The sequence below is a fragment of the Paenibacillus sp. J14 genome (genome assembly GCF_000518465.1).
Lineage (GTDB): Bacteria > Bacillota > Bacilli > Paenibacillales > Paenibacillaceae > Fontibacillus > Fontibacillus barengoltzii.
Genome location: NZ_JADQ01000002.1, coordinates 71,544 through 85,916, shown reverse-complemented (window position 1 = coordinate 85,916; position 14,373 = coordinate 71,544). Strand labels below are relative to the sequence as shown.

General features: G+C 50.9%; 11 protein-coding genes. 8 read left to right on the top strand and 3 right to left on the bottom strand.

The genetic code is table 11. The features are described 5' to 3' along the window. The first annotated feature begins 193 nt into the window (after positions 1–193). The 8 genes from M891_RS0101085 (at position 194) to M891_RS0101050 (ending at position 11,432) form a co-directional block, all read left to right on the top strand. Positions 194–1,192, top strand: coding sequence for a substrate-binding domain-containing protein (locus M891_RS0101085; protein WP_028537498.1), 999 nt, complete (start codon positions 194–196; stop codon positions 1,190–1,192). Beyond that, positions 1,182–3,107, top strand: coding sequence for a cache domain-containing sensor histidine kinase (locus tag M891_RS0101080; protein WP_028537497.1), 1,926 nt, complete (start codon positions 1,182–1,184; stop codon positions 3,105–3,107). The genes M891_RS0101085 and M891_RS0101080 overlap by 11 nt, the downstream gene beginning before the upstream one ends. Next, entirely contained in the window at positions 3,104–4,345 is a 1,242-nt protein-coding gene (locus M891_RS0101075; protein WP_028537496.1) for a response regulator transcription factor, read from the top strand. Before M891_RS0101080 ends, M891_RS0101075 begins: the two co-directional genes overlap by 4 nt. Positions 4,346–4,556: 211 nt before the next feature. Beyond that, entirely contained in the window at positions 4,557–5,615 is a 1,059-nt protein-coding gene (gene chvE, locus M891_RS0101070) for a multiple monosaccharide ABC transporter substrate-binding protein (protein WP_198032009.1), read from the top strand. Positions 5,616–5,710: 95 nt separating this feature from the next. Further along, positions 5,711–7,240, top strand: a complete 1,530-nt coding sequence (gene mmsA, locus M891_RS0101065; protein WP_028537494.1) for a multiple monosaccharide ABC transporter ATP-binding protein — start codon at positions 5,711–5,713, stop codon at positions 7,238–7,240. Between the two features lie 4 nt (positions 7,241–7,244). After that, complete coding sequence (gene mmsB, locus M891_RS0101060) at positions 7,245–8,408, top strand: multiple monosaccharide ABC transporter permease (protein WP_028537493.1); 1,164 nt, start codon at positions 7,245–7,247, stop codon at positions 8,406–8,408. 304 nt (positions 8,409–8,712) lie between these two features. Then, positions 8,713–10,293, top strand: coding sequence for an oleate hydratase (locus M891_RS0101055; RefSeq protein WP_028537492.1), 1,581 nt, complete (start codon positions 8,713–8,715; stop codon positions 10,291–10,293). Between the two features lie 164 nt (positions 10,294–10,457). Continuing rightward, positions 10,458–11,432 (top strand): Rpn family recombination-promoting nuclease/putative transposase, encoded by a 975-nt coding sequence (locus tag M891_RS0101050; RefSeq protein WP_051416788.1) that lies wholly within the window; start codon positions 10,458–10,460, stop codon positions 11,430–11,432. Positions 11,433–11,467: 35 nt separating this feature from the next. Here M891_RS0101050 and M891_RS25965 read toward each other — a convergent pair whose 3' ends face one another. The 3 genes from M891_RS25965 to M891_RS0101040 all read right to left on the bottom strand — a co-directional run bounded on the left by M891_RS25965 (position 11,468) and on the right by M891_RS0101040 (position 14,361). Next, on the bottom strand, positions 11,468–11,653 hold the full coding sequence (locus M891_RS25965; protein ID WP_084628780.1) for an aspartyl-phosphate phosphatase Spo0E family protein: 186 nt from the start codon (positions 11,651–11,653) through the stop codon (positions 11,468–11,470). A gap of 205 nt (positions 11,654–11,858) precedes the next feature. Then, positions 11,859–13,253: a helix-turn-helix transcriptional regulator gene (locus M891_RS0101045; protein WP_036699149.1), complete on the bottom strand. Its 1,395-nt coding sequence runs from the start codon at positions 13,251–13,253 to the stop codon at positions 11,859–11,861. A gap of 214 nt (positions 13,254–13,467) precedes the next feature. Next, entirely contained in the window at positions 13,468–14,361 is an 894-nt protein-coding gene (locus M891_RS0101040; RefSeq protein ID WP_028537489.1) for an aldo/keto reductase, read from the bottom strand. Positions 14,362–14,373: the final 12 nt, after the last annotated feature.

Below are 14,373 nucleotides of genomic sequence, written 5' to 3'. Positions count from 1 at the left end.
GTTACCGTTCATTATATACTAATTTCGTTATGATTTGTTATATGTTTGTTAGCGATTTTGCAGATCAAATTTTTATATGATTTAGAAGTGGATCCATAACTGTAAAATTACTAATTATCAATTTCGACGAATCATAGTATGATGTTGTCGAACGTGAATTGCTTGGTAACTCTTTCTATGAAAGGGGTTTCAAATGAAGAAGATTTGGATCGTCTACTTGCTTCTCTTCGCTTGCTTCGCGTTATACGTGCTCGATTACCGCTCCCAGATTCGGATGAACGACGAATGGAGTTCCGGGGGCCTTCGGGGTTCCATTGATGAGAAATACGTGATGGTGACGTTTCAAATGGGCATTGACTATTGGAAAAGCGGGCTGAAAGGCTTCGAAGACGCAGCGCAGGCGCTGAACGTCTCCGTGGAATACCGCGGCTCCACCCAGCGCGATATTCACGAGCAAATTACGGTGCTGGAGCAGGCCATCGCGAAAAAACCGGCCGGCATCGCGATCTCCGCGATTCATCCGACCGAACTCACCGCCACGATTAACAAAGCCGTTGACGCCGGCATTCCGGTCGTCTTGTTTGATTCCGATGCCCCCGGCAGCCGCGCTTTTTCCTTCCTTGGCACCGACAACTATTCCGCCGGCGTGAAGGCCGCCCGAAAAATGGCCGAGCTCACCGGCGGACGCGGGGAAGTCGCCATCGTCACCGTGCCGGATCAGCAAAATCATCAGGAACGCACCGAAGGTTTTACCGACACCATTACGCAGGAATTCCCCAACATGCACATTGTCGCCACCAAAAACGGCAAAGGCGATGAGCTCTACTCCCGGCAAGCGGCGGAGGAAGTCCTGCGCGACTTCCCTGACATCGCCGGTATATTCACCACCGAAGCGAACGGCGGTATCGGTGTTGCGGAGGCCGTCAAGGCCGTTAGCTTGGCGTCCTCCGGCCCGAAGATCATCAGCTTCGACACCGATAAAGGCACCTTGGACTTGGTCAAAAGCGGAGATATCGCCGCCACGATGGCCCAGGGCACCTGGAACATGGGGTATTGGTCGCTGCAGCTGCTCTTTTCGTTGAAGCATGATTCGGAAGAAGCTTCGCATCCCGGCCCTCGCGTTCCCCAACGCGTGGATACCGGCATCACCGTCGTTACACGACAGAATGTGAATGATTACTATGCGAAATAGATATCGTCAGCGATCCTGGGAAATCCGTCGTTTTTCACTGAACAACTTACCTATCCGCTACAAACTCATTGTCCACTTTATGTTGATCAGCATCCTTCCCTCAATCGGGCTGGGCGTGCTGACGAATTGGACCGTCGACCGCATTATCGAACGCCAGATTACGAACAATACGCTGCAGTTAATCGGCAAGGTGAACCGGTCGTTGGAGACGTACGTGGAGAATTTGCAAAACATGACGTTCTTCATCTCCTTTAACTCAGACGTGCTGCAGTTTCTCGAAAACAACAACGAGGCGGAACGTATCTTATCGGCACCTTCAGTCCAAACACCTCCACGAACAACAACACCGCCAGATACCGATCATTACGAAATTCGCAAGTTTCTGCAAGGCTTCACCACCTTGTATTCAGAAGTTGCAGGCATTCTCATCGTCAACAGCCGCGGTGAATATATCAGCAATGAAATGTATGCACGCACCTCAGACAACTTGACCCAGGAGGAATGGTATCAAGAGGCGGTCCGCAATAAAGGCATCTTCAAGATCCTCGGTCATCCGCGAAACCGCAACGTCACGACGCATGTCAACTACAAGGATAGTGAAGTCGTCTCCGCCGTAAGGGCGATTCTCGACCCCGAAACCCAGCAAGTCAAAGGTGTCGTCTTAATCGACCTCAAGCTGCGAGTCATAGCCGAGACCGCTCAGGATGTCCGGTTGGGGAAAACGGGCTATCTCACGGTGGTGGACGGCAACGGGGAACTCATCTATTCCCCGCCAGCCCCCTACATCAATCGCATCCCGCTGGAGCGGCTGGGTCAGGACGGCTCCGGAACTTACGCAGAACGGGTAGGCGGCCGTGATTTGCAGTTCATCTACCGACATTCGCCGTTTACCAACTGGACGACCGTGGGCGTCTTTTCCATGGCGGAGTCCGCTACAGAAATGCGAGAAATTCGTTTTTACGTGGTTAGCTTTGTGTTTATCGTCTGTTTGCTGGGGATGACGGCCTCCTTCTATCTGGCTCACACGATTTCCAGACCGATCGGGCAGCTGGCCTCCTTTATGCAAAAAGCCCAGTCCGGCGATCTGACGATTCGCCACTGGAGCGACCGTTCCGACGAAATCGGCCTGCTTGGCCGCCGCTTCAACGCCATGCTGCAGCAGATCCATCGCCTGCTCTCGCTGACCGAATTGCAGGAGCGTCAGAAGCGGGAGGCGGAGCTAAGAAGCCTGCAGGCGCATATTAAGCCGCATTTTTTGTACAACACGCTGGATACCATTCATTGGATGGCCCGCCGCAACGGCTCGGAGGATATCGCGGAAATGGCAGAGTCCTTGTCGAAGCTGTTTCGGATCGGCCTGAGCAAGGGGAATGACATCATCCCCCTAAATGATGAAATCGAGCATGTGCGCAGTTACTTGCATATTCAACACGTCCGTTATCAGAGCAAACTCGATTACTCACTGCACATCGCTCCGGAAATTCGCGGCGTCTATGTGTTGAAGCTGATCCTTCAGCCGATCGTGGAAAATGCCATCTACCATGGCATCAAAGAACGCCGGGGGCCGGGCCGCGTGGTCATCGAAGCCGCTGAAGATAGCGGCATGTTGGTAATCACCATCCGGGATGATGGCAAAGGCATTCCACCGGATAAGCTGGCACGCCTGCAAAAAGAACTACAGGCCGCGGGTACCCCGGATGGCCGGGAAAAGAGCGCTGAACCGGCAGGGACATCCGGCACAGGCGAAGGAGGCCAAGGTTACGGGATGCTGAATGTGCAAGCACGGATTGCTTTGACATTCGGCTCGAAATATGGTCTGACAATCCAAAGCGAGGAAGGTCGAGGAACGGTCGTTACGGTCACCCACCCGATCATTCGGGATGAACAAACCCGCCTTAGGAGGATTGAATCATGAGCGGAACCTACTCAGAAACTCATTGGAGAGTACTCATCGCCGACGATGAATGCATTATTCGCGAAGGGATACGCGATAGCGTGGACTGGGAAAGCTTACGCCTTACGGTAGTAGCTGAAGCCGAGGATGGCGAGGAGGCGCTGGAGAAGGCGATTCAGCACGACGTCCATATCATGCTCGTTGATCTCAACATGCCGATCATGGACGGGATTGAACTCATGAAGCAGGTGCGTGAGCGGCTGCCGAACTGTAAAATCGTCATTATCACCGGCCATGACGAGTTTGCATACGCCCAGAAGGCAATTCGCCTTCAAGTCAAAGATTACATCCTGAAGCCGGCCAATCCCGCGCAGTTAGAGAAAGTTCTGCGACAAGTGCGCGGAGAGCTGGAGGAAGAAGCATCCAAACAGCAGCAATGGCAGCAGGCCTCGCAACAGCTGTCCCGCAGTTATCCGCTCCTGAGGGAGCGATTTTGTCAGCAATGGCTGGACGGGGGCATGACCGCAGATGAAATCGCCGAGCAGCTGCGGTTCTTACAGCTGCCGGACGCCTGCCCGGATTGGCTGGGCGTGATCCGGTTGCCTGAACCCGCTGCTTCGCCTGCTTTGTTCAAAGAAGACGAGCGGCAGTTGTATGGATTTGCGGTCGAGAATATCGCCGCGGAAGTGCTCGCTCCCTATCCCAAAACGATCTTCCGAGACCCCTTCGGCCTCATCGTTGTCCTGCTGTGGGGCGTGGAAGCTGAAGCCGATTTTCACCGCATTGAAACCTTGGTGCGAACCCACTTAAAGATCGCTGCCGAGGTGTATTTGGCCGAGGGCGCTGGTGATGTGCTGGAGCTTCCTTCCGTATACCGGAAAGCGAAGTCCGCCGTAAACAAGGAGAACGCCGTTTCCCCGCTGGTGCGCCGGGCCAAACAATATATGCTGGAGTATTTCGGCGACAGCGGGCTGACGCTGGAAGCGATGGCGCAAGCCCTGCAAACTTCCCCGGCTTATTTAAGCCGCATGATTAAGCAGGAGCTGGGCACCACGTTTAACAGCTATTTGACGCAGCTCCGCATCCGTCGGGCGAGCCGCTTGTTAATCTCCACCGAGCTCACAGTAGCTGAAATCGCCGAGCAAGTCGGCTACGAAACTCAGCACTATTTCAGCACGGCGTTCAAGCGCGCGACCGGCCTTTCTCCACTGCAATACCGCAAAGGCGCATTTGAACATGAAGATGCTCAAGGGGAGTAATCTCCCCTTTTTTTGCGCAATCCCCCTCTCTTAGCCCCCTGGTTTAGAGTCAATCCCTCCGATAAAGGTTCGATTTTTATAAAAAGAGTCAAATCACTGTAAATACGTCCTCCCCCTTCGCTTGCTATACTCCGAACTGTAAGCGCATTCATTTCGAGTATAGGGGGAATCGACTTTGAAGAAGGTAACGGCCATTTTACTTGCTTTGGTGATGGTTTTCGCCCTCGCTGCTTGCGCCAACGGCGGAAACGGCAGCAGCAGCGGATCGGGCAACAGCGAGAAAGGAACGATTGGCATTGCGATGCCGACGAAATCGTCCGAACGCTGGGTGAACGACGGGAACAATATGGTCAAGGAGTTTAAGGCTCTTGGCTATGGCACGGACCTGCAATACGGAGAAGACGTCATCGAAAACCAGGTGTCACAAATCGAAAACATGATCACGAAAGGCGTAAAAGTCCTTGTCATTGCGGCGATTGACGGCGGCTCCTTAACTGACGTGCTGCAAAAAGCCCACGATCAAGGCATACAAGTCGTCGCCTACGACCGCTTGATCATGAACAGCGAGTACGTCGACTACTACGCCACCTTCGATAACTTCAAGGTGGGTGTGCAACAAGCCTCCTACATCGAGGAAAAGCTGGGTCTTAAGGAAGGCAAAGGCCCGTTCAATATCGAGCTGTTCGGGGGCTCTCCGGACGACAACAATGCCTACTTCTTCTATGACGGTGCCATGTCCGTGCTGCAGCCGTACATCGATTCCGGCAAGCTCGTCGTACGCAGCGGTCAAACCAAGATGGAGCAAATCGCCACGCTGCGTTGGGATGGCGCAACCGCCCAGGCCCGCATGGATAACTTGCTGAGCGCTCACTATACCACGGAAAATATCGACGCCGTGCTCTCTCCTTATGACGGAATCAGTATCGGTATCCTGTCCTCGCTCAAAGGTGTCGGCTACGGCTCCGGAAGCAAACCGATGCCGATCGTAACCGGCCAGGATGCTGAGCTGGCATCGGTCAAATCGATCCTTGCTGGAGAGCAAACCCAAACCGTCTTTAAGGATACCCGCGAGCTGGCGAAAAAAGCAGTCTCTATGGTTCAAAGCATTCTGGAAGGTACAGAAGCCGAAGTCAACGACACGAAGACCTATGATAACGGCGTGAAGGTTGTTCCTTCTTACCTGCTCGAACCGGTCTCGGTCGACAAGGAGAATGTGGAACAAGCGCTCGTCGACACCGGCTATTACTCCAAGGAAGATCTGGGACTCTAAACATCATTAACTTGTGGTGACCGGCATAGCGGCGGACGCGGATTCGGGCGGCCGTCGCTATGCACGTACCGTGAGTGAAAGGCCAGGTGACGCATGTGAGCAATACAATTTTGGAAATGCGGGGCATTACGAAGACGTTCCCGGGGGTCAAGGCGCTCAGCAATGTCAACCTCAAGGTCAGATCCGGAGAAATCCACGCCCTGTGCGGGGAGAACGGGGCTGGTAAATCGACATTGATGAAGGTGCTGAGCGGGGTTTATCCGCATGGCTCTTATGAAGGCGAGATCTTATTCGAGGGCAAGGTCTGCGAATTCAAAGATATTAAAGAAAGCGAGCAGCTGGGGATCGTCATCATCCATCAGGAGCTGGCGCTGATCCCTTATCTCTCCATCGCGGAGAACATTTTTCTTGGGAATGAACAGAGCAAGCACGGATTGATCGACTGGAACGAAACAACGGTCAAAACCAAAGCGTTGCTGAAGCGGGTCGGCTTAAACGAATCCCCGGCCACGCGCGTTTTGGAGCTGGGCGTCGGCAAGCAGCAGCTGGTGGAAATCGCCAAAGCCTTATCTAAACAGGTCAAACTGTTAATTTTGGACGAACCCACAGCCGCATTGAACGAAAATGACAGCGAAAACCTGCTGGAGTTGATCCTCGAGCTGAAGAAACAAGGCATCACCTCCATCATCATTTCGCACAAATTAAACGAAATCAGTAAGGTTGCCGATTCGATCACCATTCTCCGGGATGGCCGGACGATTCAGACCTTAGATATGAAGGCCGATCAGGTGACCGAAGATCTCATCATCAAGGGCATGGTTGGCCGCGATCTCACCCACCGCTATCCGGAGCGGGTTCCCCGGATCGGTGAAGTGATCTTTGAAGTCCGGGGTTGGGAGGTCACCCATCCGCAGCAAGAGGATCGTAAAGTACTCGACGATATCAATCTCAATATCCGCCGCGGAGAGATCGTTGGGATCGCCGGCTTGATGGGTGCTGGCCGAACCGAACTGGCGATGAGCTTATTCGGCCGATCCTATGGACGACACATTAAAGGTCAGCTGTTCCTCCACGGCAAAGAGGTCCGATTTAACGACATCAGTCAAGCGATTAAGCATGGCGTCGCTTATGTCACCGAAGACCGCAAACAATACGGTTTAATTTTGATCGACGATATCAAACGCAACATCTCGCTGGCTTCGTTAAAGAAGTTGTCCCGCCGCGGCGTGATCAATGAACGGGAGGAAGTGCTGGTCGCGGAGGAATATCGGAGCAAGCTGAACATTAAAACACCCAGCATTTTGCAAAAAACGGTCAACCTGAGCGGCGGCAATCAGCAGAAAGTCGTCCTCAGCAAGTGGATCTTCGCACAACCGGAAATCTTGATTCTCGATGAGCCAACGCGCGGCATTGATGTCGGAGCCAAATATGAAATTTATTCGATCGTCAATCAATTGGCGGACGAGGGCAAGGGCATTTTGTTCATCTCCTCAGAGCTTCCGGAGATTCTCGGGATGTGCGACCGCATCTACGTCATGAGCGAGGGCCGGATCACCGGAGAAGTGCTGCGCGAGGACGCCACCCAGGAAGTGTTGATGAAATCCATGACTCGAGGCAGGGGGTAGACCGATGCAAGCAGTTAGCGAACTTTTTAGAAAAAACATACGTCAATACGGCATGATTATCGCCTTGATCTTCATCACCATCTTGTTTCAAATTTTAACGGGCGGCATCCTGCTTAAGCCGCTGAACATTACGAATCTAATCCTGCAAAACAGCTACATTTTGGTGCTGGCCATCGGGATGGTGCTGGTGATCATCACTGGACATATCGATTTGTCCGTCGGCTCCATCGCCGCCTTTATCGGAGCTTTGGCTGCGATCATGTTGGTAGATCTTCAGTTACCTACATTCCTGACCATTCTCATTTCACTAGTGATCGGCGGACTGATCGGGGCTTGGCAAGGATTTTGGGTCGCTTATGTGAAAATCCCCGCTTTTATCGTCACGTTAGCCGGGATGCTGCTGTTCCGGGGCTTGACGATGATCGTGCTGGGCGGCCAGTCGATTGCCCCATTCCCGAAATCGTTCCAACGGATCAGTTCCGGCTTCATTCCCGACTGGTTTGGCGGCGGCAGCCTGCATATTCTGACGATTCTGCTTGGTCTGGTGCTCTCCCTTCTCCTCATTTGGCAGGAATGGAAAGAGCGGCGGACCCAGCTCAAATACCAGTTTGAGGTCGCGCCAATTTGGGTGTTCGTCACGAAGCTCCTCCTGCTCGTAGCTATCATTAACATCTTTACTTTTGTGCTCGCCACTTATAACGGGCTGCCGAACATTCTGATCATCCTGTTCTTCCTCATCGTCATTTATTCGTTCGTGATGAATCGCATGGTGGCCGGGCGCCATATCTACGCGCTTGGAGGCAATGAGAAGGCCGCCAAACTATCCGGTGTCAAAACCAAAAAGGTAACGTTCTGGGTCTTTGTCAATATGGGCGCTTTGGCCGCACTATCCGGTCTGATCTTCGCCGCCCGCCTCAATTCGGCAACACCGAAGGCCGGGACGAACTTTGAGCTCGACGCGATCGCGGCTTGCTTTATCGGTGGCGCTTCAGCCTCCGGCGGCATTGGTACCGTTATCGGGGCCATCATCGGCGGCCTGGTGATGGGCGTGATGAACAATGGCATGTCGCTGATCGGGCTTGGGGTCGATTGGCAGCAAGGCATCAAAGGGCTGGTCCTGCTGCTCGCCGTCGCCTTCGATATTTACAATAAGTCGAAGACGAGTTAATCCTAGGACCTTGAGGTTTGTAACCTCCGCTATCGATTTAGCGGGGGTTATTTTTGATAGCTGGCTGGAGCGAGAGTATAATGAAGACAGGATGGCCCACCTATTTTTTCCACAAAGCAGGTGATTCTCTTGTCTAGCTCCCATCTGACCAAGGCGAAATCTGGCTGATTCCGTCGGAATCCTAGACACTCCTTAGGGAGTGTCGTTTTTTTATACAGGCGCCCTGCATTGTTGATTTCGCTCGCCCCCAAGACAGATTACATTGAAATTGTTCCATTCATCACATTCTTTGGAGGCGAAAGTTATGTCTGCAGATCGTCACACTCATCACGTTTATTTTGTTGGCGGAGGGATCGCTTCCCTGGCGGGGGCTGCGTTCCTGATTCGGGACTGTGATTTTCCCGGTCAGAATATTCATGTGTTGGAGGAAATGAAGGTGCTGGGCGGCAGTAACGACGGTGCCGGAGACAGTGAACGCGGATATGTGATCCGCGGCGGCCGGATGCTGAATGATGAGACTTATGAAAATACATGGGATTTGCTGCGCTCCATCCCTTCGATAGACCCCCCGGGACTTTCGGTGCGGGATGAGATCATCGCTTTCGATACCGCCCACCAGACGCATTCCAACGCTCGGTTAGTCAACCGGGACGGCCAGGTTGTGGACGTGACCTCTATGGGCTTTGATATGACGGACCGGATGGCCATGGTTAAGCTGATTATGGCCCCTGAAGAGAGCCTGGGCACTGCGCGGATCAATGACTGGTTTGGCCCGCATTTTTTCAAGACAAATTTCTGGTACATGTGGGCCACCACCTTTGCCTTCCAGCCTTGGCACAGCGCTGTGGAGTTTAAAAGATACATGCTCCGATTTATGCATGAATTCCCACGAATCCACACGTTGGAGGGGGTCACTCGCACACCTTATAACCAATACGATTCCCTCATTCTCCCGCTGCAAAAGTATTTGGAGAAGCACGGCGTAGACTTTTCGCTGAAATGCACCGTTACGGATCTGGACTTCCGAGAAGGCGATGAGATCACCGTGACGCGGATACACTATCTGAAAGACGGCGAACCGCAAGTCCTCGATTTGGGCGAAGACGATCTGGTGATCGTCACCAACGGCTCGATGACGGAGGGCTACAGCCTCGGCTCCATGCATACAGCGCCGAAGCTGAACAGCAAGGGCAGCTCTTGGCAGTTATGGGAGCGGATAGCCGCCAAGAAACCGGGCCTTGGACGTCCCTCCGTCTTCGCCGACCATATTGAAGAGTCCAAATGGGAATCGTTTACGGTGACTTGTCAGGACTCGCGTTTTTTTGACCGGATGGAAGCTTTCTCTCGCAACAAGGCCGGAACTGGCGCACTTGTCACCTTTAAGGATTCGAGCTGGTTCATGTCCATTGTGCTGGCTCATCAGCCGCATTTTCGCAACCAGCCGGAGCATGTGAAGGTCTTCTGGGGTTATGGATTATTCCCGGATCGCGTTGGGGATTACGTGCCTAAGAAAATGTCCGATTGTACCGGTGAGGAGATTCTCACCGAGTTGCTGCACCATCTCCACTTCGAAGAAGACATGGAGGCGATCATTTCCACCGCCAACTGTATTCCATGTATGATGCCGTTCATCACCTCGCAGTTCATGCCTAGAGCGATTGGCGATCGGCCGAAGGTCATCCCGGACGGCTCCACGAACTTAGCGTTTATTGGTCAATTCTGCGAAATCCCGGACGATGTCGTTTTCACCGAAGAATATTCCGTCCGTGCCGCCCGCATGGCGGTATATGGCCTGTTAGGATTGAACAAGCCGATTGCGCCGATCAATCAGTACCAGTACGATGTGCGTACGCTGTTGCAGAGCTTGGTCACCTCCTTCCGGTAAGCCCCAAGCAAAGCGGAGTGACAATTGCCAAAGTGACCCATTTCGGATAAACTAGGCATAACCAAAACCTAAATGTAAGCGAAGTGAAGCACACTTGCGCATCCGCCAATCTTGGCGCGCGTGGTGTGCTTTTTTTGCGTTCGGAAAGGAAGTGTGATCCGTCTGTGGCAACCGAATTATCCTTGATTCAACAAGTCGGCGAGGAATCGCAAAGCGGCAACTACGGGAAGAAAAATATCCCTCATGACGAAGCTTTTAAAAAGCTGTTGCATACGTTTTTCGCGGAATTTATCGCATTGTTTTTCCCTGAACTTGAATCGCAGCTGGACTTCAGCCAAACCCGTTTCCTCATGCAAGAGCAGCTTGTGGATGTGGTAGGAGAAGAAGCGCGTACGCTCGATCTCCTGCTGGAAACCAAATATATCGGTACGGATGCCTTCATCCTCATCCATCTGGAGCCTCAATCGTATCGACAGGCCGACTTCCACGAGCGGATGTTTATCTACTTCAGCCGGCTCTTTGAACGGCATCGGAAGGAACATCAACTCATCATCCCTATCGCCATCTTTACGTCCGCGGAAAGTAAAAACGAGCGAAATTCCTTAAGCATGTCGATTCTGGGAGAGGATATCCTCCAATTTCGGTTTTTGAAAGTCGAGCTCATTAACCAACCCTGGCGCAGATTCGTAGATTCTAACAACCCTGTGGCTGCTGCATTACTAGCCAAAATGGGCTACAATAAAGGGGAGGAACGGGAGCTCCGTCTGGCTTATCTGCGCATGCTGCTGCAGCTTAGCCAAAGACTGGATCAAGCCCGTCTAGCGCTAGTCATGTCGATCGCCGATTTATATTTCGAGCCGGATCCCCGGCAGGATGAAGAAATGCTTCGGGAGCTGGCGAAGCAATATGCAAAGGAGAGTGAAGTGATCATGGAATTAATGCCTGCATGGATGCGTCAAGGTTATGAGAAAGGGTTGGAAGAAGGCCTGGAGAAAGGAATTGAGAAAGGGATCGAACAGGGCACCCTCATCGAACGCCGACAAATCGCGCGCAGGTTGTTATCCAAGGGCTTCACTCTGGATGAAATTGCGGATATGACCCAATTGTCTATTGAGGAAATTAAAAAGATTATGAATTAAGGAATTAGCCAACGGACAAAGAAAAGAAACCGCATCTACGCGATCGGCTTCCTTCTTCGGTAATTGGAATATATGACTTGGCTATATTTATTTAACAAGCGGTCAAGAACAACCGACTGATGGAGAACCCGTGCATGGCGCATTCCGTATCTCTGTGCGAGCCGATTTAATTCTTGTCTTTCCAATTCGATCCGAAATCTGATTTTTTCAGAACTGTTCATCTCGATCACCCTAGGAACATATTAGAAGAGGTTGCCAAATATTGCATAATGAGACCTAATGCAAGAAACAAAAAAAATTCCATTTTTTGAAATGGAATTTTAAAATAGGGCCAGTAGGATCTAGCCAAGCCTTATTATAGATTTCTATTAGTAAATGAATTAACCCCATCCGTGAGAAAATAACGTCATAGCTACCGGATAAAAGCTAACCATAATTATAGCCGAAACCGCCCAAAATGCTTTCTTTTTCATTTTCCCACACCTTTCTACATAACTCAGAATAAGTATTGCATTGTTTCAAAGAGGCGTGCTTCCGATGCAACTCAAATAATGCCATATTATTAACTATCAGATCTTTGCTGTTTAACAATATACTTAACTCCATACTGAATAAGAGATGATATATCCCTTCTTCATATAGAGCTTTTCGAAAATAATAGAGTGCGTAGTTCTGAAAAAAAACTGCACGTCTAAATATAAGTGATGGCTCTTTGTAATTCGATTTTGATGTCTGTTTGATTTTTCTATAATCATCAATATCATCGGAGAATTTATTTAAAATTTCATCGATAAAGTAATTATGTCGATTAGACGCCTCAATTAACGTGGTTAGCCCTTCAACAATTTCACCTGGATGCTCTTCAAGGAATTTTACATACTCCCCTATCAACTCTCGATTTCCTGATTTGATATCCATGCACATCCAGTTAGCGTATGCAAACATCTTAAGTTGCTCTACTTCGGCTTTCCCCGCTTCATCGAGACCCTCAAACCAGCTCAAATCTGCATACTTCGGAATCCACTTCTTGGATTCTTCAAACATTCCACGGTACTCATAAGAGCTAGATTTAATTAAATAAGCTCTTCCATAATAGTAGACCAATGGACGTTTAGGTTTGAAGTCTTCATCCATCCAGATGCGTCTGTTGTAAAGGGCTTCGGTGAATTGACAGAGCTCATCCGCATAATTCTCAACTTCAGACCAATTAAATCTCAGTGCGTAGATCTCAGTTAGCATCAGTAAACCATCGAGAGCATAGGCTTCAGGCAACCGATATCTGTAAGGTAAAAATTGCAATGCAGCTTTAAAGCCTCTTCTCGTATCAGTTTGAAATATTTGAAATATCCGATAATAACTCATCGCCAAGCGTTCGGAGTGGCTAGATCGCTCACTTTCGATAACGCTTTCATAGAGTATAACCGCAGCCTCTTTCCAACCTTGTTCATACATCATTTCGGCTGTATCGAAAATGCCCGCGATTTGTTTCAAATCCTCTAACAAACGGTTTAGAACCTGCTTAATACAGTCATGCTTCTGCAACTCGGCGCATCTCATCAGGAAAGGCCGTAGCCTCCTCCAATGAGGAGATGAAGAAGTAAAACATTCATCTGCGTATAAATCGTAAAAGTGTCCCTCAGGCAACCCCATCGCAGCCGTAATTCGATCCAACTGACCGATGGCAATCGGTCGGTTCCCGTTAATAATTCCGCTTAACGTTCCGACGTTCACCCCGGCAGATTCCGAGAAACGGTGCAGGGTTGTCCCTTCGCTCTTGATGTAATCTTCCAGTTCTGCGCGAATCGTGGTTGTAGATATCAAAAAATTATCACCCCCCAATTCCGCGACCTTCTGCGAGCCAAAGGATTCTCGGCTAACAGAGGAGTCAAACGACATCCAATGACATCAAGCAACACCATATCCTACTAAACTTCCAATATATGTTTACATAATAATCCTAAATTTGACAATCGTCAATATGAAAAAAGACCGATTAGCAAACTTTTTGTCTGCTTATCGGTCTTTATGAAGTTTCTTAGATTTCCAGCTCAGCCGCAGCCGCATTGGCCTCTACTTGTGCTGGGTTCTTGCAGCCCGGAATCACCGTGCTGACAATCGGATTCTTCAAGCACCAGGCCAAGGCCCACTGCGCCATGTCCACGCCCTCCGGCACTTCTTGCCGCCGAATCTCTTCCACTTCCTCCAGTTTGCGCCGAGTGCTTTCCGGATCATGACGATGGCGTACATCGGTTTCGCTGAACACTGCCCCCGGTTTGTACTTGCCGCTCAGATAACCGCTCGCCAGAGGAACTCTTGCAAGCACACCGAGTTGCTGGCGCTCGCAGGACGGGAACACCCGATTCTCCGGCACGCGGTCGAGCCGGTTATAAACCACCTGAATCGCCTCTACCCCTACCTTCGTTGAAGCTTCAGTCTGATGCAGATTGTCGTTGCTGCCGATCGATGTGCCCAGGTGGAGGATTTTCCCCGCTTGCTTTTGCTTATCAAGCAGCGTCCAAAGTTCATCATTGTCAAACGCCGCATCTGGACCGGAATGAAACTGGTACAAATCGATATAGTCCGTCTTCAGCGCTTTCAGCGAGGCATCCAGCTGTTCCAGCACGGCCGCAGCATCAAAGCGATCCGTCCGTGTAAACCGCTCATGAAATTGATGCCCAAATTTCGTGGCGATCAGCCAATCCTCCCGGTTGCGCCGGCTGAGATAATCCCCGATAAACGATTCGGACAGATGGTCGCCGTAGCATTCCGCCGTATCGATCAGATTGATGCCCAGTTCCCGGCCCCGATCCAAGATCGCATCCACTTCCGATTGCGTGTAGTTTAAACCCCACTCCCCGCCAAATTGCCAAGTTCCGATGCCAATCACCGAAACGTTCAGACCCGTTTTCCCTAATATGCGATATTTCATGTTCAAGAATCC